Below are 24,281 nucleotides of genomic sequence, written 5' to 3'. Positions count from 1 at the left end.
TAAACGTTTAGGACGCAAGTGTTTCCATGTTTTTATTGTAAAACAACGATTAATTTTTTTTCCGCGATAACGTACTTGTTTCTATCCGTCTATCCTGTCCAACAGGGTATTTAAGAATGTTTAATCTCTTAAAGTAGTTAGATCCTGCATTGGCGCTGGCAAATTCAAATCAGCTATTGCTGTATAGACAGATTCATCAACTTTAAACCCCCATTTTCTAAAAAAATCCGAGAGATCTTTTTGAGCAATCTGACATGCAGACAGCATAAAATAGCGCATTTTCTCTGCATCTGTCGAAACTGCGGGCCTGTTCTCGCGCGTAGTTTTGCTAAGTTTGATGTAAAAATCGTCGCCAAATCCCAACCAGAGTTGATGAAACATAATCATTTTCAAATCATTATCCCCCAAATTAAAGTTACGATCAGCGATATTTTTTTGAAAGTAAGTCGTCAATTTAGGCCAGGAATTATTGGCTGTCACTCGACTTACCGGCAATCCAAATCCCCTTTCGCTGGCTAGGGAATAGACATTCACGGTTGTTTCTGTCAGATTGCCCCAGGTCCAAGCTTTTTGTTGATAGGTGTGGCCGACCTCATGCCATATTCCCCATCCATTTGTATTGGACAGATATTTTGGCTGCAACATACGATAAGATAAGGCATCGGTAAAATAAATAGAAATACCGGCTGCCATATAGCCTCCAGCACTCGAATCCCTCACGGTAATCAGATGCTTATTGTAAGGTATCGCATGAACTCCACTGGTACCATTCAAGCCACTGATCCGATTGGAAAAGTCAATAATTGAATCCAGTCTATTAACAATCAGCTGTTGATCTTCGTCCCTGTACAACAGGGCATCGGCAATTTTGGCTACCATAATGGTGTGATCCGACGAGAAGATGACATCCGGAACGGTACTTTTCAACGAATCCAATGTAGCTACCCTTTGCTCATGGGAGGTTATCCCCTTTTGAAAGTAAGGGACCGGAATAAATCCATTGCCAAAAGAAAGCTCGATTTCTCCAGTTGTTGTATAATTATCAGCTGTATAAATCACATAAACCAATCCCCCGTATTGATCCACTGTGAAAGTTTGCGTACCTGCCTGGAGATTGAAATACTGCCGGACTGGTCGAATATTATCTCTAAAAGGCGTCCCGATCGCTAAGCGTGCTGCTGTAGTACCCGAGTTGACTTTTACGTTTATGGTTATGGTACTGTTTGGCGCCACATAAAATCCGGTCATTTGCATTTCATTGTGATTCGCTCGAAATTGAAGTCTATCAGCCTCCGTTGCGGCCGAAGGACTTACGTTGAATAGTTGGACCGAATCCGCTATTGCTAAGGATTCTGCGCCGGTATCGTTTGGTAAGGTGTACATTAAGCTGCCATCTTTCCGGCAGGAAATGCTCATAGCGATCACTAAAATCGTGATTAAGGAAAACACGGTCTTTCTCATAATTTTTAAATAAAGTTTATAAATTGTATTAATTGTCCGCACTTCTTCCGATCATCCTACAAAGCCTCAGCGGCTGTTTCGAAGTTTTTTATTTTTTTTATCGATTTAGGATTCCACAAAACTTGAAACAAGATGATCCATACAAAGAATTCTCTTCACCTTCGGTAAAGTATTAGTTCATAATCTTAAAGCAAGATATAATATATTGTACAGAAAAATAATCAACTGCTTCAGATCAAACGTTTGCACAATCAACGAAAACCTTTTCGCTTAGACAAACATCAAATAACCCAAAAGAAAGTATATTTTATAAAAAATGACAAGAATCGAGTAATAACCTTATTCTGTACCGCGATAGAAGCTAGATGTTATTCAAACTAATCGCTCAGATCTAACGCTATTCGCTCGAACACTCCATCATCCAGCACTAGCGGAGCTGCGCATGATCATCTCAATAACCATGATTAAATTATAGATGAAGATGACTTGAAGTGGATTAATTAGACGTGAATCCTAAAAAACCTAAAAAAAAGCAGTATAACCAAAGGTTATAATCAACGTATTTCATAGTTTTATTTTTAATAAAGATAACATACGTAAAAACCTATATTACAAAGAATAATACAAAATAAAACAAGAGAAAAATGAAATCAGAAAATAGAACAAAAAAACGATTTCTCTCTTCTCGGAGCCAAGTTTTAATTTATCCTTCTATTTTTCAAAGGATAATCTGCTTCGCTTCAGTTTACCAGAATCAATTATAAAAAATTATAATTTTAAAAAGCGAATCGTTAATTTCGAAAAGTACACTATGAAATTAATACCCTAATTTTGCTTGTATTCAAAAAAGTTTGATGAAACATTTAATCTAAACTATAGCCTCAGAACACTATAGTGAATCAATAACAAGCGATTATCTTAAAACATGAAAAATAACATAAAGGAACAAAAAGAAACATTAAATCAATTGGATCAAAATTCAGCACCGCTAGCGGAACACCCCATTATAGTAGAATTTAAAAAACTCATTCACCAGTATCCTCAGAATCACTGGGATCTCCAATTCTACTTGAAAAAGCTCAACGTTTCAAGAATGGCCTTACATCGATTGACACTTTCAAGCAGTGAAACTTCACCCAGCACGATCGTCAAGGAAATTGTCGCAAGTGAGATTGCCAAAAAACTTGCTACCACTGAAATTCCGATTAAAGAGTTGACTTCGTATTATGGTTTTAGTTCTTCAGCATCATTAACACGGTTTATAAAAAAGCATACCGGTCTGAGTCCCCGAAAATTTAGGGCATTAAATGCGCTGGATTATATTTAAAAAATAACTCGAAGCTATCTCCCGATCGATAGCTAAAAATTGAATAGCATAGGGTAAGCTTTTTATGAAATTTGGGCGATATTCCTATATTTACCAGTATTTAATGCTGATTTGGTAAAGCTGCATAGTACAAAAAATCAAGATAGTGTATCTACTGCTTTTTGATAAGCCTGTAGTTATTCAGCGGTTCGTCCTTTTGCACGGCATACTGATCTTTGAGTTGCATCACCCAGCCCTCACCCTCTACGCGTTGCCCTTCGATTTTTGTAGGCCTACTAACTGTTATTTTATCCCAATTGGGCCCCATAAGCGCTCCACTTTTGACTTCAAGAATCCCCCAGTTATCAGTAATCCTTATGGTTGGATAAACAGTTCCCAAATCTGCGATTGGAAGGATATTTCTCGGATCAAAAGACACATTCATTTTCTCGAATTTTATAGTCATATGAGGCTGGTCTACAAACAAGGAACGATAAAATGCGATTTGCTTTCTTATTTTTTCCGCACGTAGCCGCTCTTCTCTGAATACCAGGTTCCCGTTATACTTCGCTGCTATGACTTTTACTGTTGCCGCAAGATCTTTCGGAACCTCAATGTTCAATTCGCGCATAAAAAATGCGGTTAAATCCGTATTTACTGAAATCTTTTGGTTCCAAAGCGGATCCTTTAAACTCATTATATAACCATAGATCGGCGTGGTATTATAGGCAAAAGACCTTACATAAGTGGGATTCGAGAAAAATCTGTCTACAACATTAGTAAAATGTTTTTTTGTTTTTTCTTTGTTTCTCCCACTAATCATTAGCCCGGTATACTCTGCGATTCCTTCATTAAGCTCCAATTGGTTTTCAATGTGGGCAGAACCTGGAAAAAGTGAATTTCGATACTTCCGAAAAATCAAAGCACCCTTCAAATGCATTCGTTGTTCATCTTGCGCGTCTGAACAAACCGCCTTTTTAAGTGCTTCCAATTCTAAACGTAAATATATTCGTCCATTCTCTTGGTCGAGATGGATACTTTCGCTGTTATTTTGAACAAATCCCAAAACCGATTGTGCTGAATGAAACAATTCATGGGCCAACAAATTGATCCGTGTATAATAATCTTTAGATAAAGGCAGCATAATCATCGCCCAAGTAAGCCCATTCCACGTTAAAGATGTATTGGCAATATTTACACTATCGGGTAATTTACCGATATAGCTATTTTTGTATTGCACAAACGAACTATCGGCACCAGAGTTATTACTAAATAGCTGCCGCGTATCAGGGTTTACCAAAATAATATCATCATATAAATCCCTATTCCACAACGAATAACCAATCTTAGCCGCAGTTTTAATTTCACTAAAGTACTGAACGATACTCTCTGGCTTTATGTCCTTAAATTCTTGCCCAAATGCGAATACACAGAACCAAAGATATAGAAGCGTTATAACTATTTTCTTCATTAAACAATTATGAAAAGGGATTATAAACGATATTTTTTAGTTTAAAGATATTGTTAAAGTTTGACAAACACCTTCTTTTTAAAAACTAAAAATACACATTATAAAACTAAAATATCTATCATTAAACAAAAAAAAGCGCACTAATCTGTGCACTTTTTTTGCTAAACATTATTATGCTTTGTTTAAACTTCACGATAAAGTTCCTTTGAACTATGAGGTCGCCTTAAGATATATTGCTGATTCCAAGGCCAATCCCTCGAATCTGCTAATCCCTGGCTGTTTTATAAATCCATTCTGCTCAAAAAATCCTATCGACGAACTTATTATGGGTTCATTCACCCATATCACGTCATAGGGATTGCAGACGGCAAGACATTTGTCCATTAAAGATGTCTCCATTTGCTGCCGAGCTGCATGTTGGCAGACACCAAAGTCCGCGATTCGAATCGCACGTGTACCTGCCAGGGCATCCGGTTTCTGCCCTTTCGAGGTTATTCTTGCATAACCCATTGGTTGATCGTCGGCATACACCACCAGCCATTGGTTTGACATGCTGTTTATTTCGTTGACAAGTGTTCTGGAATTAAAATTGTCAGCGATGTAATGTTCCAGTTCAGCTGGCTCCACTAAGTTGGCGAATTTTTCTAGCGCCAGTGTTTTGGTGATCATCGACAACGCTTCAATTCCCTGCTCTGTTGCCACCGTAAATTTTGTAACTATATTCATATATGCATCTCCTATTAAACAAACAAATGTACATGCTATCACTTGCTATTATTCGATACACATTATTCATTTAGCATCAGTACAGCTACAGGTTCCCACATAAATACCGACCTATATGCTGGATCGCTTCAATTCGTTTATCAGAAAATTTATCCGCGATGACCAACCTAAAATAATGTCCAAAAGTATTCGCAAAAGAGAACGTATAACCCGGTGTGAATCTCGCACCAATTTTTTCACATTGCGCATAAAAATCCGACATATCTGTACTTTCGGGCATTTTAACCCAAAGACTATATCCACCTGCCGGGGCAATCACTTTGGTTTGTTCGGGAAAACTGGAAGCGATTAGGTTGGTGGCTAGATAGGCATTTTTTGCCAGTTGCATCTTCAGTGAACGAATATGCCGATCGTAACTACTGCTGCCGATTAAACGGCTTACAGTCTCCTGATTCAAAGGGGAAACTGTACTGCCCAACGCAAACTTGATCTGTTCGGCATCTTTCAGAAATAGCCCTGTGCTTAACCAGCCCAGTCGAATTCCAGGTGCCAGGGTTTTTGAATAAGATGAATAAGTCATCACCAATCCGCTTTCATCAAATTGTTTTAAAGTAGATGGTCTACTCCCGTGAAAGTTTAGGTCGCCATATATATCGTTCTCGATAACAGCAACATGATATTGATGAGCAATCGCCAATAAAGCAATTTTCTGTTCATCTGCAAGCAAAATACCTGTTGGATTATGAAAATTCGGTGTTAGCACGACGGCTTTTACAGCACTTCTTTGACATGCTCTTCTAAAAAAATCAATATCGAAGCCTTCTTTAGTCAGAACAGGAACTTCAATGACACGCAGTTTGAGCACCCGAATGACCTCCAATACAGAAAATACACATGGACTTTCCACAGCAACAATATCTCCGGCTTCGCATACGGCTGCCAAGGCGATATACAAGGCCTGTAAAGCGCCATCTGTGATCAGCAGTTCATCTGTATGCAGCAAGGTCTGATGAGAGGCCGCACGGCTGACAATGTTGTCCTTCAATTGTACAGAGCCATTAGACGGATAATAGCGTAGCAATCCTGCCCCTAGTTCCCGAATGACCTGTTGCATCGTCCGAAGTAAAAGTTTTTGCGGAACAAGGAGATCCCCTGGAGCCGCAACATTAAATTCCGAAAAACCCCGCCCCAAAGGTGACGCTGTTGTCAGGCCCAGCCTTTGTTCAAAGACAGCATCCCTTACTATTGGTGGACGACCATGCCCTCCTGGTTCTGCCAGCATTTCATTTTTCGCACTGACATAGTAGCCAGATTTCGGAACGCTTTCCACTAGGCCACGAATCATAAGATATTCGTATCCAGCTTGAACAGTACTCATACTTAAACCATAATAATCTTTAAAATCACGTACTGAAGGTAGCTTTTGTCCGGGTTTATAGACCCCTGATTTTATATTTTTCTCGATTGCCTGTGTAAAGATTTCAAATTTATAGTTCTTCATCTGTATTGATCACTTTTACCTATACTGTACCTGTATCGCAAATCTAATCAATCTAAATTTGTCTAAAAAAGAAATGACAGGTAATTATCAAATCAACAGCCCCAGTGAATTACGAGCTCTTCCACAGGAGGTATTACCCGAATTAGGTCAGGAATTAAGGAACCTCCTCATTGACCATATTGCTACACATGGCGGTCATTTTAGTTCAAGCCTTAGTGTTGTAGAACTTACCATAGCAATACATTATGTGTTTAACACCCCTGAGGATAAATTGATATGGGACGTTGGTCATCAGGCTTATGTCCATAAATTAATCACAGGTAGAGCGGCTCGCTTCCATTCGAACAGGCTTCTACATGGCATCAGCGGATTTCCTGTTATGGAAGAAAATAACTTTGACGCCTTTGGTACTGGTCATTCATCCACATCCTTATCAGCAATTCTGGGTATGGCCTGCGCGGCCAGGTATAAGGGTGATCATAACCGTCAACACATCGCTGTTATCTGTGACGGCGCCATGACTGCCGGTCTAGCATTCGAAGCTTTAAATAATATTGGTTTCGAGCAGCCCGACCTATTGATTATATTAAATGACAACAATATGTCTATTGATGCCGGTACGGGAGCGCTACAAAATTATCTGACCGACCTGACCTCGGGGCAAGCCTATAATCAGTTCAAATCACAGATCAAAAAGCTGCTGTCGCGTAATAAGGATCGGGCACAATGGTCAATTGCTGCGATTAGAAAAATAGAGAAACTGATAAAAACGGGACTACTTGCTTCAAGCAATATTTTTGAGGCCTTAGGTATACGTTATTTTGGACCAGTGGATGGGCATAATCTCCATAAGCTTATCAAAATATTCGAGCAGTTGAAGCATATAATGGGGCCCAAAATAGTACATTGTGTGACGCAGAAAGGAAAAGGTTTTGCACCGGCCATGTTAAATAAGGCAGAATGGCATGCCACGGGGAAATTCGACAAACTGACAGGTGAACGGTTAGAACACCAGCTACCGCAACTCCACAACGAGACTTTTCAGCAGGTGCTGGGCGAAACGCTGACACAGCTGGCCCGAAGGAATAGTCGTATTATGGCTATTAGCCCAGCGATGCTTTCCGGCAGCAGGCTAACCGCAATGAAACAGCAGATGCCCAACCGTGTTTTTGATGTTGGTATCTGCGAACAGCATGCCGTTACTTTTTCTGCTGGCCTTGCTGCCGATGGACTACTTCCTTTCTGCTTTATCTATTCGACATTCTTACAACGCGCCTATGATCAGCTTATCCACGACGTCGCTTTGCAGAAATTGCCAGCCGTGTTCTGTATTGACAGGGCCGGTGTTGTCGGTCCCGACGGCCCCACTCATCAGGGGGCATTCGACATTGCTTTTCTCCGATGCATACCCAACATTACGGGCGCTTCCCCCATGACGCTTACAGACTTTAAAAATTTGTTGTTCACGGCTCAGGACATCGCTCTCGACGGACCGTTTGCAATCCGCTACCCAAAAGGTCGAGGTAACCAAGAGAAGCAATCCGACAAATATAAAAGACTTGAAATGGGAAAAGGAAGAAGACTTTGTTCAGGTAAAGACATTGCCCTACTCTCTCTTGGACCCGTTGGTCAATATGCACAGGACGCCTGCTGCGAGCTGCTCCAGGAGGACATCCACGTCGGGCACTATGATCTCCGGTTTTTTAAACCGCTCGACGAAGCGTTATTACATGAGGTATTCCAATCATATTCGTCTATCATCACCATCGAAGATGGATGTATCGCAGGTGGAGTGGGCACCGCAGTGCTTGAATTTATGGTGGAACATGGTTACTCGGCTACGTTAAAACGTCTTGGTTTGCCCGACTCGTTCGCAGTACAGGGTACACAGCAACAGCTTCACCAACTTTATTACTACGACAAACAGGCTATTATAGCCACAGTGAGACAGCTACACAGAGATACAGCTGGCGAAGTTTAGCTAAAAGGTCTTTTTGTCAGGACATACCTTTCATAGACTTATTTCGTCTTCCAATTGTAAAAAGAATCTATTAGAGTCAAAACTGTTTATATCTTCTAAGTTAAACATCCAGAAAGGTACGGTGTTTGTAGCCTACATGAAAGAAACAATGTTGTTTCTTTCATGTAGCAATCCATACCATGAAACACTTATTCGTCCTCCTTGCTATAGCGACCGGCTTATTTCTGATCAGCAAGGTTTGCTTTTCACAAAAAGGGAAAGACTTAAAACCGTCAACACAAAATACTATGAATACTACAAATCAAAAAGATCATGTTGTCTATTTTGCAGGAGGATGCTTCTGGGGAACTGAGCACTTCTTTAAACAAGTGCGCGGGGTCACCGCAACGGAAGTTGGCTATGCCAATGGAAACCTTCAGCACCCTTCTTATGCACAAGTTTCGACAGGAACGTCCGGGTTTGCCGAAACCGTAAAGGTAAACTTCGACCCAGCGCTTGTCGACCTAAAGCTGCTCGTAGACCTTTTCTTCAAAACAATTGACCCAACTTCACTGAATAAACAAGGCAACGATATCGGTACGCAATACCGTACAGGCATCTATTACACCAATGCCGACGATGCTGCTGTTATCAAAGAGCAAATAGCTGCTTTAGCAAGTCAATACAGGAGCAAAATAGTGGTGGAAATAGAACCTTTACAGAATTACTATAATGCTGAAGCTTATCATCAAAAATACCTGGACAAAAACCCCGGTGGTTATTGCCATATAAGCCCTGATTTATTTGAACTTGCACGAAATGCCAACCCCGAAAAAGCGAAAGTGAACATTGAGAACAGGTATAAAAAAGCTGACAAGGAGACCTTGAAGAAGGAGTTAACTCCATTGCAATACGATGTTACACAAAACAGTGCAACAGAGCGCGCATTTGACAACGCCTATAATGACGAATTTAGGGAAGGCATTTATGTCGATATCACAACTGGAGAACCCTTATTTGTCTCAACAGATAAATTTGAATCGGGCTGTGGATGGCCAAGTTTTTCCAAACCAATTAGCGATAGCTTGATTCAAGAACACGCCGACAATTCGTACGGGATGCGCAGAACGGAAGTACGCAGCAAAACTGGTGATGCACACCTCGGCCATGTTTTTAACGATGGACCCGCAGATAAAGGTGGTCTACGCTATTGTATAAACAGTGCTTCACTTCGATTTATTCCAAAAGACAAGATGAAAGCACAGGGCTACGAGAAGTACTTACCCCTATTGGTAAAAAAATAATCTGCAGCGCCTCGATTGAGGCGCTTGCCCTGAACATTTCAACATCCGTCAAGCCATCGTTACAATAACCTATTATTCAATGCATAAACCAATGCTTCATTCATGTTACTTACCCCCAGTTTTTCAAATAATTTTCGCCGATGAAATTTCACCGTGTCAATGGAAACGAAAATTTTTTCGGAAGTTTCATGAATGGTCAGACCGCGATGATAAAAGCGTAAAATTTCTATTTCACGTTCGGTAAGGTTAATCTTTTTTTGGGAGTTCCATCTCCCAGTCAACAGATCCAACTCCCAAACTAAGTTGGAGTGCAACTTTTCGATCGTCACGTTACCCGAAGACACATTGGTGGATAAAGATACGATACAAATTGCCTTCCATATTTTCCCCTCTTCTGTCAAAAAAACCGGCGTCAGTTTATGATTAATCAAAATAAATTTGTTATACGCATTTTGTATCTGAAAATCATACGATATAACGTAAAGCTTCCGTTCCTCTATGGGTATTTTTTCGTAAAAACTGAACCCCGCTTCGTTAATCGTAATGAGCATCCGGAAATCATCGGACGGAACATATTTTTGATAAAAGCCATAGCCCATTTCCATCACCTCTGTGGCTGTTAAACCAGCGAGAAACAGCGGGTTGTCTGAAACAAACTCAAAGCTTTTGGCCTGATAATCGATTAGATAGATACTCTGGTAAGTAATTCGTGAGAAAGCTTTGACAAGCTCAATATAGCCATGCGTCTGCAGGATGTCCTTTTCTGAAAGACGATCAACATTATTTTTTTGTGAAAATAGCGCGTTAAAATCCATAACGAAATTCTAAGTTTCGAAGTTAAATAAAACTACACTCAAGTGTAGCTTTTATTTGGACAAACTGTAATACTTTTGGACAAAACAGCTAGAAAAATACAGCTAACTGAACGAAAAGCCGGAAAAAACATAAAACCATTTCTTACACAGATGCTTATTAAAACTATACAGATTCGAAATATTGGAATCGCCCTTGGGGTCTTATTTTTTGGGAACAGCTACGCACAGCAGAAAATCGAAGTTTTAAATTTTGGGACATTTCACATGAGCTATACCCCTGATGCCCATAAAGTAGAATTTGATGAAAAAGATCAAAAAAACAGAAGAGAAACTTATCATGTAGCCAAACTGTTGGCTGATTTTAAACCAACCATCATTTGCGTAGAAGTCATTTCTGAAAAAAACAAAGAATTGAACAGTGACTACAGATCTTTTATCGACGACAAAGGCCATAAAGCTAAGTTTGGTGGTGAAATAGCGTTAATCGCTTATGAAGTTGGCAAACTTGCAGGGGTAAAAACAATTTATGGAATTGATGAACAACAAACTGCAGCATATAATTACAACATTGCCAATGAACTGGAGAACCAGGTGGATACTGTAACGTATAAAAACTACATGGGAAAAATCATGAAGGAATTCACCCATATTGACCAACTCTCCATTTTAGATAAATTAAAGGTATTTAATCACAAAGAGACCCTGCAAAAATTTATCAATGTAAACGCTGATATCTTAACCTACAGTAGTACAAAAGGTAATTTTGAAGGAGCAGACGAAGCCACTAAATTTTACGGAAGAAATCTACGGATACTCTCCAATTTAAATCAGATCCCTGTCACGGCGCAAGATCGTATTTTGCTGATCACCGGTGCTACTCACGCAGCTTTTCTTGGTGAGTTTTTGCAACGGAGCCCCAAATACAAGCTTGTGGAAGTTGCTGAATACCTCCAATAAAATGGTCCGTAAAGAAAGTTTGCCTTTATAGGCTTTAAAAATGATATAGAGTACCTAACCTTAATTACCTAAAGAAAAACTTCAACATGATAACTTGCAAAAACTGCGGTACAGACATTACGTCAAAATTTTGTCCCGATTGTGGCCAACCTGCAACGCTGAAAAGAATAGATGCGCATTATATCACCCATGAAATAGAACATGTGCTTCACTTTGAACGCGGCATTCTCTATACCATTAGCGGATTGGTAACAGCGCCGGGGAAGAATGTGCAAAACTACATTTCTGAGAATCGTAGCCGGCTGGTCAAACCTATTATTTTTGTTATAGTAACCTCTTTAGTGTACTCAATTATTGCCCACTTTTTCCATACTGAAGAACGGTATATGCAGTCAATCGACAGCCATGGTATTGAAAGTAAACTCATCATCACGACCCACATCTTCCGATGGCTACAAGATCATTATGGTTATGCTAACATTATCATGGGATTCTTTATCGCCCTTTGGACTAAATTATTCTTTAAAAAATACGGCTATAATCTTTTTGAAATCATCATCTTATTATGTTTTATTATGGGGATGGCGATGTTAATTTATGCTTTTTTTGCAATAATTGATGGTATAACCCACCAGCGTTTTATCTTATACGCAACATTGGTGACCTTTGCATATTACTCCTGGGCCATGGGACAGTTTTTTGATAAGACTAAAAAGATCAGCTATTTCAAAGCATTTGCCGCTTTAATAATAGGCTTTATCTCCTATTTGATCGTCATAATGTTCATTGGTATTACCCTGGATATACTTATAAGATAGCCATATTGTAACGAACGCAGCCTTGTGTATCAAAAATCACCGTGATCAATTGATGCGATAAATAGGATAAAGAAGATGTGACTCTTCATAGTAAGGTGAATGTTTGTATATCCAATCCAGCTGCGCACTACTACTCGCAGCAAGTTTAGGGTTGTTCATCTTCTCGCGTTCAAAGGCAGCTCTTAAATCTTTATTCTCTTTTAGAAGTTTGGCTGCTGTATCTTCAAAAACATATGCTGAATAATATTCTTTCTGTCCTAAGATCGCATCAAAGAAATTCCAATTAAAATAAGAGTCTATTGCTTCAGGTTCTAAAGTTTCCAGCAAGAACTTTACACCGTCCTGATTCAAGGGGACTAAATAATCACCAGCACGAAAGTTTACCTTATTGGATTCCCGGAGGAGGCTGGTATCAAAATGTAAATAATGCCCTTCATAAGGACTTGAAGTTGTCTTGAAATCCTTAATTCGATACTGTTCCACCGCTATTACCGTATCTTGTTTTAGCGGAATCATTTTGATCTGATTGAGTGTTAGCAAGTTAACAATTTCCCATTCAGACTGCGGAATGACATAATACGATGGAATAGTTACTTCTTTTGTCGGAACATAGGTATTATATAACTTAACTTGTTTTGAAAACTTAGCGTTTCTATCATACCACAATCTATCTTTCGAGGAGACATCGCTCGGCTTATATTTTGCCTCGAAGCCCTTAAAGTCCAGTGGTTCATATTTCGATGAATCAAGCTTCCATGCTATGGCATATTTATCCCCTATTTGATATTGCTTGAGGTTTTCAGTTCTTTTTTGTTTAATCTCCTTATAATGCTGTTCCATAAAATCCAGATTACAACGCATATAATCATAAGTCGCTTTGACACGTTCTTGATAAGGTTTCAACATATGTGTTTCCACCACGGTTCCGATGACATTAAATAGACTGGTGTAACCTGTTGCATATCTTGGCGAATCCATAAAAGTTGGAAAACCACCATCAGGTACATCGTTGTGGATGTTAACATAGGGAACAGACATAAACCCTTTCTCCTGGAGATCTTTCAGTAAGGTTTTTTGCATGTTGTTATTAAAATAATTACCTAAAAGGTTTCCCAGACGTTCTTTGTTTGTTGAGATATAAGTAAAAGTGTACTGATAATCGGCCCCATTGCTCACATGATTATCGATAAAAACATCCGGCTTGACCCAGTGGAAAATCTGCTGAAAACTGCGCGTGTTTTTAGTGTCTGTCTTAATAAAATCCCTATTTAAGTCATAATGCCTTGCATTTCCACGAAAGCCATACTCTTCAGGGCCATTTTGGTTAGCTCGGGAAAAGCTCCCACGATTTAACATCCCACTGACATTGTAACTCGCGAGCGCAACAACGATAACATTTTGAGGTGCCTTTACCTTTCCTGTCGCCAAATCCCGCATGAGCATCATAGTGGCATCAATACCATCGGGTTCTCCGGGATGAATACCGTTGTTGACCAATAAAATACACTTCCCTTTCCTAGCGACTTCCAGTGTCTTTCCAAACGGATTAAATACGACCACATCTATTGGTTTATTGTTATCGTCTTCTCCCTTTGTTTCATAATGAATTGATGTATATTTCTCCGCCAATTCCTGATAGTAGGCCCGCATTTCTTCAAATGTTGTGGATTGATTACCATTCCCCCGTTCATAAGGTGTAGGCATTTGCGCATAACTTCTGCCAAAAAGCATAAAAGAAAATAATATCAGGAACCGTTTCATAAGATCAATTTAGCGTCCAATTTACGATAAACTTGTTAAAATACATAAGCTATCTCCACCGTCTATCAAGAACGACTTCTCAATAAAAACAAAATCCCTCAGAAATGTAGGGATTTTGTGATTGCTCTTTTACCGGTATTTTAATTGCTGACCTCGTTTAATAATTCGATATCTTCTGTATCCAACTTAAGAGCCGGCGCCGCACATAGCGTATCCAATTGACGCTCACTTGTGGCACTCACAATGGGAGCGGTAATCAGCGGTTTAGCCAACAACCATGCTAATGCTACAGTAGCCTGTTTTGTCTCATGCTTCTCGGAGATAGCATCGAGCGCTTTCAGGACAGCTTTACCTTTAGCATCAAAATATTTTTTGATCCCACCGCCCCTTGCCGTTTTATCAAAGTCAGTTTCAGTACGGTATTTACCGGTCAAGAAACCTGCTGCAAGCGACCAATATGGAAATACACTCAACCCATACTTCTCGACCAAGCCCGCATAATCTGTTTCAAAACCTGCACGCTCTACCAAATTGTAATGCGGTTGCAACGCAACATATTTGGGAAGACCGTTTTTCTCTGCTACATCAAAGCTTTCCGTTAAACGCGCTGGCGATAGATTGGAAGCGGCGATATAACGTACCTTGCCTGCCTCTATTAAGTCCGCATAAGCCGACAACGTCTCTTCCACGGGGGTTATGTTATCGTCAAAGTGGGTATAGTATAGATCTATATGATCTACTCCCAACCGTCGTAATGATTCATCAGCCGATTTCAAGATATGTTTCCTTGAGATATCATATCCGTGTTCCTTGGTCTCCGATCCGACTTTTGTTGCAATTACTATATTTTGACGGTTACCACGGCTTTTTAACCATTTTCCAATAATTTCTTCGGACTGCCCTCCGGTTCCATTTACCCACCACGAATAGGTGTCTGCCGTATCAATAAAATTAAACCCTGCTCCTACAAATTTATCTAACATTTCAAACGATTGCTGCTCATTTAATGTCCAGCCAAAAACATTCCCACCAAAATTAATTGGAGCTATCTGCAAATCTGTGTGCTGTATTTCTACCTTCTTCATTGAAATTATCTATTTTATTGTTCCTTTAAATAAAAAAATAGCTATGCCTTTCCAGCTGAAAAGCTCAAGCTAAAGTTACGGTATCCATCTTGAATCATGTCAGCATTCTTCAAATCCAATTGTCAAAACGCGTAAAGATTTTATTGCGATTAAAAAAATAGGTCGGCTCTTTAACCGACCTGTTCTTGGATTACTTTTCAATAGACGACATGTCGATTACGAAACGATATTTTACATCACTATCCAATACCCTTTGATAAGCCTCATTTACATAGTCGATATCAATCATTTCTGTTTCGGGTAGAATATTATGTTCAGCACAAAAATCAAGCATAGCTTGAGTTTCCTGTATTCCCCCAATGCTGGAAGCCGTTAGGATCTTATTTCCCCCCATAATTGAGCGTCCATTGATTTCCATGGGCGCAGCTGGAATCCCCACACAAATATAAACTCCCTTTGTTTTCAATAATGCAAGATAGAGGTTATAATCATGCGGTGCCGATACGGTATCAATAATAAAATCAAAATACGATGAGAATTCTCTTATTTCATCTGCCTCATGCGTATTTAAGAACTTGTGTGCGCCAAGTAGAGCCGCATCCTCCTTCTTACGTGGAGAATGGCTTATCATTGTGACTTCTGCTCCCATTGCTACTGCAATTTTAACAGCCATATGTCCCAATCCACCTAAGCCCAACACACCAACTTTATGTCCTTTGCTAATATTCCATCTTTTTAATGGCGAATAGGTGGTGATTCCAGCACAGAGTAGCGGTGCCACCTTTTTAATATCCAACGATTCCGGCACATGCAGCACAAAGTCCGCATCCGCAACAATATTATTGCTATAACCACCAAAAGTATAGCTGTGATCATGCATCACATCCTTGCTGTTGTAAGTCCAGACGGTCTTCTTTTCCGAACAGAACTGTTGTTGGTCTGACTTACAGTTATCGCATTCGCCACAGGAAGCCACCATACAACCGACACCTGCCAGGTCTCCTTTTTTGAACTTAGTCACTCCACTACCAACGGCACTTATCCGACCGACAATTTCGTGCCCGGGAACAATTGGGTACTGTGTACCACCCCACTCGTCATGTACTTGATGAATATCGGAGTGACAGATCCCGCTGTATAAGATATCTATTAAAACATCGTTTGCACCAAGCTCCCTCCTTTCAAACTCCCAGTATTCAAGTGGAGAACTGCTGTCTTTCGCCGCATAACCTTTCGACTTAATCATATTATCTTTTTTTATAGACCACAATTTGGATGCGAAGATATCTCCGATCCCCTTTTTATATTGTACTAAGTTAGCGGGTATTGATGACGAATAGAGCAAGGCAAACACAATATTGACACTCCGCAAACAAAAAAACAAGTTTAAACATAGAAATATCCGCACAAGACCATGTATATTTGAGTTCATATAAATCATTTCAATGAAAAGAACCAGTCTAACGCTAGCAATTATTTGCTTAACATCAATGGCTTTCGCCCAAAAGATAAGCTACAAAGTGAACACGCAAAATTCGACAATCAAATGGAATGCTAAAAAAGTTGTCGGAGGACATGTGGGAACAATCAATATACAAGAAGGAACGGTACAGACAGAAAAAGGGAAAATTACCGGCGGTGGTTTTACCATAGATATGAATTCCATGGCTTGTACTGATGCACCTAAATTGACCGGGCAACTAAAAAATGAAGATTTCTTCAATGTGCCTACCTATCCCAACAGTAAATTTGTCATCAGTAAGGTTGATAATAGCAAAGGCAATCCAATCATAACAGGCAATCTGACGATCAAGAATAAAACAAAATCGATCTCCTTTCCAGCAAAAGTCACCACAACTGCAGATGGGCTTTCCGCTGAAGCTATCGGAGTCAAAGTAAATCGACTGGACTTTGATATACAGTATCGTTCAGCAAGCTTTTTCTCCGACTTAGGCAATCGCGCTATCGATGATGAATTCACCTTAGATATCCTACTTAAGGCTGTAAAATAAAAACTATTAGAGCCATTTGTTAATACAGATGGCTCTTCCTTCATTGCATCGTACCGAGAATCGATATGATCTTCCCTCCTCAACATAGCGCGTCCGCGCATTTCTACAGCAGCAAACAAAGACTCCGTTAAATTAGATTTGATTCAAATTGCACTTAGTAACCGATAAGATTGACGAAAGTAAAGTTTTAAAATTATCTTTAAACTCCCAAAAGTAAGGTTAGACAAATTATATATGGAGAAAATAAAAACTTTTCAACAGCACGAGCTTAATAGAATTAGAAAAAATTGGAGTGACAGTGGCCTCGCATTTGAAAAGTTGGGAAGATCTTCTAACATAGCAGATTATTCAGATCGCGAGATCAATGAAATGCTTCTCGGCGTATATAAAGACAGTAAACATCTTATGGTCGATGAAGGCTACTTTATCGATCTCACCCAAGCCCGTAAAGCCAGCTGTATTTTGGTTGATGTATCCTATTCAAGACGTATCAAACCTGCTCCAAACAGCGTCCTTAGTCTTCAGGATATCCGTAATTTTTATATTGAAGATTATTTCATAGAAACGGAAGAAGCATTTTCCAATAGATACAAACATAAGATAACCGGTTATTTAAAAAAGATCGGCGGAATCAGTTTGGGCAAAGGGCAATACAATTACCTGTATTCTATTCCGAACGATTTCAAAACTTTTTTCGGCGATACGCCAGCCGATCTGTTCTATCCGATCCAACGTTATATCAATGGTTTATTTTTTGACGACGATTATCGAATTTCAGCCTTCGAAGTTATCAGCAAGATTGTTATCAGTAAGACATAACTCCGATTGCCGGAGCAGGCACTCGTGATTTCTTAATTGATAATGTCGCCGCCACTCTCGTCTAGTTTATCACGAAATTTTTCAAGTTCCTGAGTGCCGGGTTTTGCCCAATTAGCAACTTCACCAATAATTTTTAATGGAAATTCAGATCGATAGGAACGTGTCGGATTTCCGAGGAATTTCTGATCCGTCAGGTTGGGATCATGCTCATAATCACCGGTAGGTTCAACAATAAATACGCGCTCGCTACGCTCACCTTTTGCGAGTGCCGCTGCAAGTCCAGCCCCATTCATCAAGCCTGTAAAATAAATGTGGTTCATTTTTAAGTCAGCTTGATAGTTGGAATTGAAGCCTGGAACCAATAAATCGCCGATTTGTGCATCTGCTTTTGTCCCATGATAAAAAGGTCCCTTATCAAAGGGGATATTTTTATAAGAAGAGGCCAGCCGAGCATACTCACTTGCCATTGCTTCTTCTCCTAAGCCTGTGTAACAGGCGCAAATCTTCAAATACAATCCGGGTAATGCACTGGTCGTCCGGTCATCGTTGATTACCAATGCATGCTCTAAGGCTATGTGTAGCCATTTCAGACCATCAGACAGCGATTTTTGTTGCCGCGATACAAAATAAGCCGCAAAAAACTTTTCATGGTCATCACTTGCCTCCCGATAACCTTGCATAAAAAATGACAGTGATTCTTCCGCTCTACCGCTTTCTTCCAGTTGTATTCCTTTTAGACAAAGTTTGACAACTTCATTAAATGGTGAAAATTCCATCGTATAAATTATTTTTTATCCAACATACATTATTCTCGCCTCAATTACAAATGACCACTCCTTAAAAACATCTGTTCTACAGCAAGGCCTTGGACGTGAAAAGCCAGTTATGAGGATAACCGGCTCTTCAACAAAATTGTTCTCTTAATTTCAATATTTCTCCACGCAATAACGTACAATTGGTTGGGCATTTAGGAAACGACACATTGCTGGAATCCCGAAGGCAGTTAGCGTTCGGAACGCAATCATTATCCGATAGTGGCGTCCTTTAGAACACAATATTGCCTTTGTGAATCAATGAAGTCACAGGTGAAATCCGAGAAACTGCTTCAGCAGAACAACTTGCCTCAACAAAAACCATACTGGCTTCATCGCCCACTTTCGGCCATTGTTGATTTCCATTATTATCCAAAGGCAATTTGTAACGTGTGGCGAAAGCGAGTGTTCTGGATAAGCCGAATTCTGTTCCATAGCCATACAGCTCAGCAATTAGATTCGCTTTCTGGAGCATGTTTCCCGAACCAAAGGTATTCCAGTGATCCTGAATATTGTCATTTCCAATCAAAACTTCCACACCATATTTTCGAAGTGTCGGAATAGGCATAATCATATTGCCAAAAGGCACTGAGGAGACGATTCCCACGCCCGCCTCGGCAAGACGCGCCGCAATTTTTTCGACTTCGACATTTGCGAGACGGCTAAGTGCAAAAGCGTGGCTAACAAAAGCTTTTCCTTTTAATTGGGGGTTTTCCAATGTTCGGTCGATCAAAAAGTCGATTGTCTTTAGACCACTTTCTCCCATTTCATGGAGATGTATGTCAACTCCCTTATCGTTATCAAGCGCCAACCGGGTAATCTGCTCCATACTTTTTTCAATACTTCCGTCCAAAGAGTACGGATCTACTCCACCGATGAAACTAACAGCATCCAGTTTTGCAACATCCTTCAAAATGGGTAAGGTATCCGTATAATAGAGACCATGCTGTGGAAAAGCAACCAGCTCCACGTCTACCGTGTCTTTTTTTGATGCAAGCGCCTTTTCTAAATTTGTTAGCGATCTTAGTCCAGATGTTGGATCAACATTGAAATGCGAACGAATAAAATCAGTTCCGTATGCCTGCAGAAAATTCAGCATTTTGCCCGTTCTTTCGACCGAGGTGCTTAACCATTCAGGAATCATCTTTTGCTCATACGCGATCATATCTTTTACGGTATGCCGCGTGGGAGATACTGCTTCCCATGGCAAACCAAACAACATTTTATCCAAATGGGCATGCATATCCTTAAAGGCCGGCAACATCAAATGTCCTTTTGCATCGATTCCATTGGCATTTGGGGTATTTGGTTTGATTCCTTTGATCTTACCCGCTTCAACTTCTACACAGCATAAAGCGGTATTTGTACTTATTACTTCCTCTCCATCAAACTCGAATCCCGTCTCAAGCCGTACGTTTTTTAAAATATATGTTTTAGCTTTCATATTTCTTTTGATCATATTCTTTTTTCTAAAATTTACTAGACAATGGAAACGGTATTATTTTTTCCGCATTTATGACTTAGTATGACCAAAACAAAGGTCGCGATGATTTTTCTGGATGTTTTGCAGAATACATCTCGAAGCTTGAACAATTTATCACAACGCAAACTTTGACTTAACATTGTGTGTGAGCAGGAGCTACACGAGTACACTTTCAGCCAGTGTTTGACCAATAATAGCGAAATTTAAGATCCACGCTTGTAATAAATTGTCCAACAGATGGAATGAAAACCACATTGTAAAAACAGCCCTATCTCCTATTTTTGTACTAGACGTCAAACTTATTCGACAGTTTATCGAAAATTACAGCATAATAGAATGATGAAAACGACTTTAATACTCCTGATCATGATGAGCATAACAAGTTCGTGCCGATCGGCATTAACAGAAAACTCCTATACTGAAAATTCGTCCCAGGAAGAGATTATTCAATTGGTCATCAAAAATGACCTGCAGGGAGTAAGAAGAGCACTAGAAAATAAGGCCAACGTAAACAGCAAAGATGCGAACAAACGTACTCTTCTACTTATCGCTACAAACAATGGAGCTCTTGAAATGGCCAAATTATTGGTAGAATATGGCGCCGATGTCAACATTCAGGCTGATAATATGGATAGCCCACTTTTATACGCGGGAGCAAGTGGGCAAGTTGAACTCGTCAAGCTTTTCTTAGATCACGGTGCTCGCTTTGATTTATTTAATCGATATAATGGCACAGCTTTAATACCGGCATGTGAACGTGGACATGTAGAAACGGTAAGATTATTGGCCAATACTAAAAATTTTCCGTTAGATCATGTCAATCGCTTAGGATGGACCGCTTTGATGGAAGGAATTATACTCGGTGACGGAAGCAAAAAATATCAGGAAATCGTTCAGATTCTAAAAGATGCCGGAGCAAAATTAGATATTCCGGACTTCAATGGCACAAGCCCGTTGCAACACGCACAACAAAGAGGCTTCAATGAAATTGTTAAGATACTAACATTATAAATATCAAGGTTCATCTTCCATTAAATGGTCAAATTTAAATAAAATTTCAGTAAGGATCTCACCATGCTGCAGATCAGTGTATGTTTCACCAATTGAAGGAAATGAACCTTATCGATTAATAGATGAGTGTTGTATCTCATACCGAAATATCAGGCAACGCTTTTCCGTAATGTAATAACTGTAATTTCCGGCCAAACACCTATCCGCCCCTTTAGGCCATGAAAACCAAAACCACGGTTGACATAAAGATATTTTCCCTGTTTTTGATAAAGTCCAGCCCACTGTTTATAAAAATACTGAATTGGACTCCATTTTAACCCAAATAGTTCTATCCCAAACTGCATACCATGTGTATGACCAGCCAGCGTTAAATGGACATTTTGATCATAGTCCAAAGTAACATGATCCCAATGTGAAGGATCATGAGACATTAAAATTTTAAACGTATCTTTTTCTAATCCAAGAGTTGCCTTAGCCAAATCGCCATATTGATGAAACCCTCCTTTTCCCCAATTTTCAACACCAATTAACGAGATACGCTCACCTTGCTTTTCTATAGCTATCGATTCGTTTAGCAACAATTTAAACCCCATTTCATGATGAATTTCCTTGAGCCTATTCAAATTTAAGGCTTTTGATTTCATGCTTTCCCATTGCACATAATCCCCATAGTCGTGATTTCCAAGGACAGAAAACTTTCCCGAAGGAGCTTCTAATCGATTGAAGTCTGAAACCCAGGGTTCCATTTCGGAAGCCTTATTATTGACTAGATCGCCCGTAAACAATAACAGATCACTGTTTTGTGCATTGGCCAATTCGATACCTTTACGTACTCTTTTGATATCAGATAAACTCCCTGAATGAATATCCGACAGCTGTGTAATTTTAAAACCGTCGAACGCCGCAGGTAGATCAGGAAAAGTCAAGACTTCCTCACGCACTTTATAAAAATAACGACCTTTCGTTAAACCGAAAAAAATAACCAACAGCATGGCTCCCGCCAAAAACAATACAATTTCACTCAAAAATAGACTTCGTGGAGGAAAGGAACTAAAAATACGCATAAGATCTTCAACAAATAAAAAGGGCACTGCAAGCAATTTTGGGATGAAAACAATTAAAAATGCTGTGATCAGACTTGTGGCGGTCCGCTGGACATCATAACCCGTTCTCCGTAAAAAAATTAAAATAAAAACACCCAAAAACAGCAGAATATCAATCCCCCAATACATGTTGTGCCAAATTGAACCATGAATAACCGTACTAAACGCCTGAAAAAAATAGATATCTCCCAAAACGAATAGGAATATTATCAGTAAGAGTCTCTTTGCCATAGTGATTAAAGTATTGATTTTAAATCACTAATGATATGCCAAAAGATATTTTTTTAACTTTTACAGCCCTTATCCTCTTAAATAGTGATGTCTATGTGACAATCGCATCGCTGTTGGCAGGGATCGATATAAGGGTTGTACGATCGATTTAAATTCCTGTCAATATGTCGCACTAGCTCCACATTCTCGCAGGCGCCAAAGTCAATGTAAGTGTTTGAGCATCCTATCATTTCTCTATAAATATTCTATTTTAATAAATAATTACCGTATAACGGTAATTATTTATATATTTACAGTATCAAACCAAATTATTACATAATGAACCGGACAAAAATAATCGGCAGAATCTTATTCTATATAACTTCACTTTTAGGGAGCTTATATTTAATCATAACCCTGTATGCCTTGATATGCCTGCTGACAGGCTGGAACACAGCATCCTATGGCAATGGAATGTTTCTTCATATCAACTATCCATTTACCATAACGCCCTTGATGAATGTGGATAATAACGTATCGTACAAAGTATTTTCATTCTTACTACCCCTGTCATTCTATACCATCTTTTTTCTCTTGTCTGCGCAAATATTTAAATTGTTTACCCGAAGGAAGCTATTTACCAAATTCCACCTGCTTATACTCAAACGATATTACAGGTTAAATATATTGCTACCAATCGTCTGCACGGCTATTGCTGCAGTATTTGTTACAGTCGAAGGGGGTATTGCCATACTCATTGCTGTACATTTCATTTTAGGCATTTTTGTTTTTTTCCTCGCGGAAATCTTCCGGCAAGGCCTCCATTTACAGGATGAACAAGATTTATATATCTAGTACATGGCTATTGTTGTAAATATAGATGTAATGCTGGCCAAACGAAAAATGCAAAGCAAAGAACTTGCAGAACAAATCGGCATTACACAAGGTAATCTTTCGGTATTAAAAACGGGAAAGGCAAAAGGTATACGTTTCGAAACGCTACAAGCGATATGCACTGTATTGGAGTGTCAACCAGGTGATATATTGGAATTCGTGCCAGATTAGCGCATAAAACCATGACATTAAATATTAATAGGGCCCAGATTGCGATGTGGGTATAAAGACAAGTCTGTTATGAACCAGTTAAAAATCCAGAATCTTTCGAAAACGTATCCTAACGGGATGAAAGCAATTACGGGACTTTCATTACATATCGGTCAGGGCATGTTTGGACTGCTAGGTCCAAATGGAGCTGGAAAATCGACATTAATGAAGATCATTGCCGGCTTAGAACAGGCAGATACCGGTTCCATCGTATTGAATGATGTCAATATTTTAAATGAGCCCTCTTTTATAAAAAAACAGCTCGGTTACCTACCGCAAGATTTTGGAGTATATCCGCATCTGTCGGCTTATCAACTCATGCATCATCTTGCCGTACTTAAAGGAATTAAAAAAGAGGGACGAAAAGAACATATATTAGATTTGCTCGCACGTGTAAATCTTTACGAATTCCGTGACAAAGAAGTTCACAATTTTTCGGGAGGAATGCGGCAACGTTTTGGTATTGCGCAGGCGATGTTGGGTTAGCCTCAAATTATCATTGTAGACGAACCCACAGCGGGCCTCGATCCGCAAGTGCGCAATCGTTTCAACAATCTACTTA

22 protein-coding genes and 1 pseudogene are annotated in these 24,281 nt (G+C 39.5%); 12 read left to right on the top strand and 11 right to left on the bottom strand.

Annotated features, from left to right (window positions below):
* Positions 1-120: 120 nt before the first annotated feature.
* A complete protein-coding gene (locus B4Z47_RS07495; protein WP_286727107.1) occupies positions 121-1,461 on the bottom strand; it encodes a M60 family metallopeptidase in 1,341 nt (446 codons plus the stop codon).
* A gap of 925 nt (positions 1,462-2,386) precedes the next feature.
* On the opposite strand from B4Z47_RS07495, the gene B4Z47_RS07490 reads away from it, so the two are divergent.
* A complete protein-coding gene (locus B4Z47_RS07490) occupies positions 2,387-2,788 on the top strand; it encodes a helix-turn-helix domain-containing protein (RefSeq protein ID WP_070561060.1) in 402 nt (133 codons plus the stop codon).
* Between the two features lie 151 nt (positions 2,789-2,939).
* Here the strand turns inward: B4Z47_RS07490 and B4Z47_RS07485 are convergent, their stop codons facing one another.
* The 3 genes from B4Z47_RS07485 to B4Z47_RS07475 form a co-directional block, all read right to left on the bottom strand.
* Positions 2,940-4,238 (bottom strand): hypothetical protein, encoded by a 1,299-nt coding sequence (locus B4Z47_RS07485; protein WP_286727106.1) that lies wholly within the window; start codon positions 4,236-4,238, stop codon positions 2,940-2,942.
* A 210-nt stretch (positions 4,239-4,448) separates the two neighbouring features.
* Positions 4,449-4,964 carry an N-acetyltransferase gene (locus tag B4Z47_RS07480; protein ID WP_070561062.1) on the bottom strand — a complete coding sequence of 172 codons (516 nt, stop codon included), beginning with the start codon at positions 4,962-4,964 and terminating at the stop codon, positions 4,449-4,451.
* An 85-nt stretch (positions 4,965-5,049) separates the two neighbouring features.
* Positions 5,050-6,465 carry a PLP-dependent aminotransferase family protein gene (locus B4Z47_RS07475; RefSeq protein WP_070561063.1) on the bottom strand — a complete coding sequence of 472 codons (1,416 nt, stop codon included), beginning with the start codon at positions 6,463-6,465 and terminating at the stop codon, positions 5,050-5,052.
* A gap of 58 nt (positions 6,466-6,523) precedes the next feature.
* Here B4Z47_RS07475 and dxs point away from each other — a divergent pair, with 58 nt between their 5' ends.
* The 3 genes and pseudogenes from dxs to msrB all read left to right on the top strand — a co-directional run bounded on the left by dxs (position 6,524) and on the right by msrB (position 9,729).
* Positions 6,524-8,446 carry a 1-deoxy-D-xylulose-5-phosphate synthase gene (dxs, locus tag B4Z47_RS07470; protein WP_313396160.1) on the top strand — a complete coding sequence of 641 codons (1,923 nt, stop codon included), beginning with the start codon at positions 6,524-6,526 and terminating at the stop codon, positions 8,444-8,446.
* A 179-nt stretch (positions 8,447-8,625) separates the two neighbouring features.
* A pseudogene (gene msrA, locus B4Z47_RS24565) lies at positions 8,626-9,201 on the top strand (peptide-methionine (S)-S-oxide reductase MsrA); the annotation flags it as partial.
* A 108-nt stretch (positions 9,202-9,309) separates the two neighbouring features.
* Complete coding sequence (gene msrB / locus B4Z47_RS24560; RefSeq protein ID WP_349676162.1) at positions 9,310-9,729, top strand: peptide-methionine (R)-S-oxide reductase MsrB; 420 nt, start codon at positions 9,310-9,312, stop codon at positions 9,727-9,729.
* Between the two features lie 59 nt (positions 9,730-9,788).
* Here the strand turns inward: msrB and B4Z47_RS07460 are convergent, their stop codons facing one another.
* On the bottom strand, positions 9,789-10,544 hold the full coding sequence (locus B4Z47_RS07460) for a response regulator transcription factor (RefSeq protein WP_286727105.1): 756 nt from the start codon (positions 10,542-10,544) through the stop codon (positions 9,789-9,791).
* Positions 10,545-10,694: 150 nt separating this feature from the next.
* On the opposite strand from B4Z47_RS07460, the gene B4Z47_RS07455 reads away from it, so the two are divergent.
* Positions 10,695-11,501, top strand: coding sequence for a DUF5694 domain-containing protein (locus tag B4Z47_RS07455; RefSeq protein ID WP_070561200.1), 807 nt, complete (start codon positions 10,695-10,697; stop codon positions 11,499-11,501).
* An 86-nt stretch (positions 11,502-11,587) separates the two neighbouring features.
* Complete coding sequence (locus B4Z47_RS07450) at positions 11,588-12,319, top strand: DUF3667 domain-containing protein (RefSeq protein ID WP_236560211.1); 732 nt, start codon at positions 11,588-11,590, stop codon at positions 12,317-12,319.
* 45 nt (positions 12,320-12,364) lie between these two features.
* Here B4Z47_RS07450 and B4Z47_RS07445 read toward each other — a convergent pair whose 3' ends face one another.
* The 3 genes from B4Z47_RS07445 to B4Z47_RS07435 all read right to left on the bottom strand — a co-directional run bounded on the left by B4Z47_RS07445 (position 12,365) and on the right by B4Z47_RS07435 (position 16,411).
* Positions 12,365-14,080: a hypothetical protein gene (locus B4Z47_RS07445; RefSeq protein WP_286727103.1), complete on the bottom strand. Its 1,716-nt coding sequence runs from the start codon at positions 14,078-14,080 to the stop codon at positions 12,365-12,367.
* A gap of 140 nt (positions 14,081-14,220) precedes the next feature.
* Complete coding sequence (locus tag B4Z47_RS07440) at positions 14,221-15,165, bottom strand: aldo/keto reductase (protein ID WP_070561067.1); 945 nt, start codon at positions 15,163-15,165, stop codon at positions 14,221-14,223.
* A 190-nt stretch (positions 15,166-15,355) separates the two neighbouring features.
* Positions 15,356-16,411, bottom strand: coding sequence for an NAD(P)-dependent alcohol dehydrogenase (locus B4Z47_RS07435; protein ID WP_201639168.1), 1,056 nt, complete (start codon positions 16,409-16,411; stop codon positions 15,356-15,358).
* Between the two features lie 199 nt (positions 16,412-16,610).
* Between B4Z47_RS07435 and B4Z47_RS07430 the strand changes: the two genes are divergently transcribed.
* A complete protein-coding gene (locus B4Z47_RS07430; RefSeq protein WP_070561068.1) occupies positions 16,611-17,177 on the top strand; it encodes a YceI family protein in 567 nt (188 codons plus the stop codon).
* Between the two features lie 234 nt (positions 17,178-17,411).
* Complete coding sequence (locus tag B4Z47_RS07425) at positions 17,412-17,996, top strand: hypothetical protein (protein WP_070561069.1); 585 nt, start codon at positions 17,412-17,414, stop codon at positions 17,994-17,996.
* A 32-nt stretch (positions 17,997-18,028) separates the two neighbouring features.
* On the opposite strand, the gene arr is transcribed toward B4Z47_RS07425, so the two are convergent.
* Positions 18,029-18,772, bottom strand: a complete 744-nt coding sequence (gene arr, locus B4Z47_RS07420) for an NAD(+)--rifampin ADP-ribosyltransferase (RefSeq protein WP_083295751.1) — start codon at positions 18,770-18,772, stop codon at positions 18,029-18,031.
* Between the two features lie 268 nt (positions 18,773-19,040).
* Positions 19,041-20,252, bottom strand: coding sequence for an amidohydrolase (locus tag B4Z47_RS07415; RefSeq protein ID WP_070561204.1), 1,212 nt, complete (start codon positions 20,250-20,252; stop codon positions 19,041-19,043).
* 405 nt (positions 20,253-20,657) lie between these two features.
* On the opposite strand from B4Z47_RS07415, the gene B4Z47_RS07410 reads away from it, so the two are divergent.
* Positions 20,658-21,302: an ankyrin repeat domain-containing protein gene (locus tag B4Z47_RS07410; RefSeq protein WP_201303541.1), complete on the top strand. Its 645-nt coding sequence runs from the start codon at positions 20,658-20,660 to the stop codon at positions 21,300-21,302.
* A gap of 149 nt (positions 21,303-21,451) precedes the next feature.
* Here the strand turns inward: B4Z47_RS07410 and B4Z47_RS07405 are convergent, their stop codons facing one another.
* Positions 21,452-22,636, bottom strand: coding sequence for a metallophosphoesterase (locus B4Z47_RS07405; RefSeq protein ID WP_115048814.1), 1,185 nt, complete (start codon positions 22,634-22,636; stop codon positions 21,452-21,454).
* A 318-nt stretch (positions 22,637-22,954) separates the two neighbouring features.
* Between B4Z47_RS07405 and B4Z47_RS07400 the strand changes: the two genes are divergently transcribed.
* From B4Z47_RS07400 to B4Z47_RS07390, 3 genes are all read left to right on the top strand, one after another.
* A complete protein-coding gene (locus tag B4Z47_RS07400; protein ID WP_070561071.1) occupies positions 22,955-23,470 on the top strand; it encodes a DUF2975 domain-containing protein in 516 nt (171 codons plus the stop codon).
* A 3-nt stretch (positions 23,471-23,473) separates the two neighbouring features.
* A complete protein-coding gene (locus tag B4Z47_RS07395) occupies positions 23,474-23,680 on the top strand; it encodes a helix-turn-helix domain-containing protein (protein ID WP_046672837.1) in 207 nt (68 codons plus the stop codon).
* Between the two features lie 69 nt (positions 23,681-23,749).
* Positions 23,750-24,205 carry an ATP-binding cassette domain-containing protein gene (locus tag B4Z47_RS07390; protein ID WP_286727100.1) on the top strand — a complete coding sequence of 152 codons (456 nt, stop codon included), beginning with the start codon at positions 23,750-23,752 and terminating at the stop codon, positions 24,203-24,205.
* The last annotated feature ends 76 nt before the right edge of the window (positions 24,206-24,281 follow it).

Source organism: Sphingobacterium sp. UBA2610 (assembly GCF_002339225.1).
In the GTDB taxonomy this organism is placed as follows: Bacteria; Bacteroidota; Bacteroidia; order Sphingobacteriales; family Sphingobacteriaceae; genus Sphingobacterium; species Sphingobacterium multivorum.
The sequence above is the reverse complement of the archived record's forward strand: the minus strand, read 5'-3'. Positions and strand labels throughout refer to the sequence as shown.

Bases quoted from the DNA above. Each gene is read 5' to 3' on its own strand.
- B4Z47_RS07495 (WP_286727107.1), bottom strand. From the start codon at position 1,461: ATGAGAAAGACCGTGTTTTCCTTAATCACGATTTTAGTGATCGCTATG.
- B4Z47_RS07490 (WP_070561060.1), top strand. From the start codon at position 2,387: ATGAAAAATAACATAAAGGAACAAAAAGAAACATTAAATCAATTGGAT.
- B4Z47_RS07485 (WP_286727106.1), bottom strand. From the start codon at position 4,238: ATGAAGAAAATAGTTATAACGCTTCTATATCTTTGGTTCTGTGTATTC.
- B4Z47_RS07480 (WP_070561062.1), bottom strand. From the start codon at position 4,964: ATGAATATAGTTACAAAATTTACGGTGGCAACAGAGCAGGGAATTGAA.
- B4Z47_RS07475 (WP_070561063.1), bottom strand. From the start codon at position 6,465: ATGAAGAACTATAAATTTGAAATCTTTACACAGGCAATCGAGAAAAAT.
- B4Z47_RS07460 (WP_286727105.1), bottom strand. From the start codon at position 10,544: ATGGATTTTAACGCGCTATTTTCACAAAAAAATAATGTTGATCGTCTT.
- B4Z47_RS07455 (WP_070561200.1), top strand. From the start codon at position 10,695: ATGCTTATTAAAACTATACAGATTCGAAATATTGGAATCGCCCTTGGG.
- B4Z47_RS07450 (WP_236560211.1), top strand. From the start codon at position 11,588: ATGATAACTTGCAAAAACTGCGGTACAGACATTACGTCAAAATTTTGT.
- B4Z47_RS07445 (WP_286727103.1), bottom strand. From the start codon at position 14,080: ATGAAACGGTTCCTGATATTATTTTCTTTTATGCTTTTTGGCAGAAGT.
- B4Z47_RS07440 (WP_070561067.1), bottom strand. From the start codon at position 15,165: ATGAAGAAGGTAGAAATACAGCACACAGATTTGCAGATAGCTCCAATT.
- B4Z47_RS07435 (WP_201639168.1), bottom strand. From the start codon at position 16,411: ATGATTAAGTCGAAAGGTTATGCGGCGAAAGACAGCAGTTCTCCACTT.
- B4Z47_RS07430 (WP_070561068.1), top strand. From the start codon at position 16,611: ATGAAAAGAACCAGTCTAACGCTAGCAATTATTTGCTTAACATCAATG.
- B4Z47_RS07425 (WP_070561069.1), top strand. From the start codon at position 17,412: ATGGAGAAAATAAAAACTTTTCAACAGCACGAGCTTAATAGAATTAGA.
- arr (WP_083295751.1), bottom strand. From the start codon at position 18,772: ATGGAATTTTCACCATTTAATGAAGTTGTCAAACTTTGTCTAAAAGGA.
- B4Z47_RS07415 (WP_070561204.1), bottom strand. From the start codon at position 20,252: ATGAAAGCTAAAACATATATTTTAAAAAACGTACGGCTTGAGACGGGA.
- B4Z47_RS07410 (WP_201303541.1), top strand. From the start codon at position 20,658: ATGATGAGCATAACAAGTTCGTGCCGATCGGCATTAACAGAAAACTCC.
- B4Z47_RS07405 (WP_115048814.1), bottom strand. From the start codon at position 22,636: ATGGCAAAGAGACTCTTACTGATAATATTCCTATTCGTTTTGGGAGAT.
- B4Z47_RS07400 (WP_070561071.1), top strand. From the start codon at position 22,955: ATGAACCGGACAAAAATAATCGGCAGAATCTTATTCTATATAACTTCA.
- B4Z47_RS07395 (WP_046672837.1), top strand. From the start codon at position 23,474: ATGGCTATTGTTGTAAATATAGATGTAATGCTGGCCAAACGAAAAATG.
- B4Z47_RS07390 (WP_286727100.1), top strand. From the start codon at position 23,750: ATGAACCAGTTAAAAATCCAGAATCTTTCGAAAACGTATCCTAACGGG.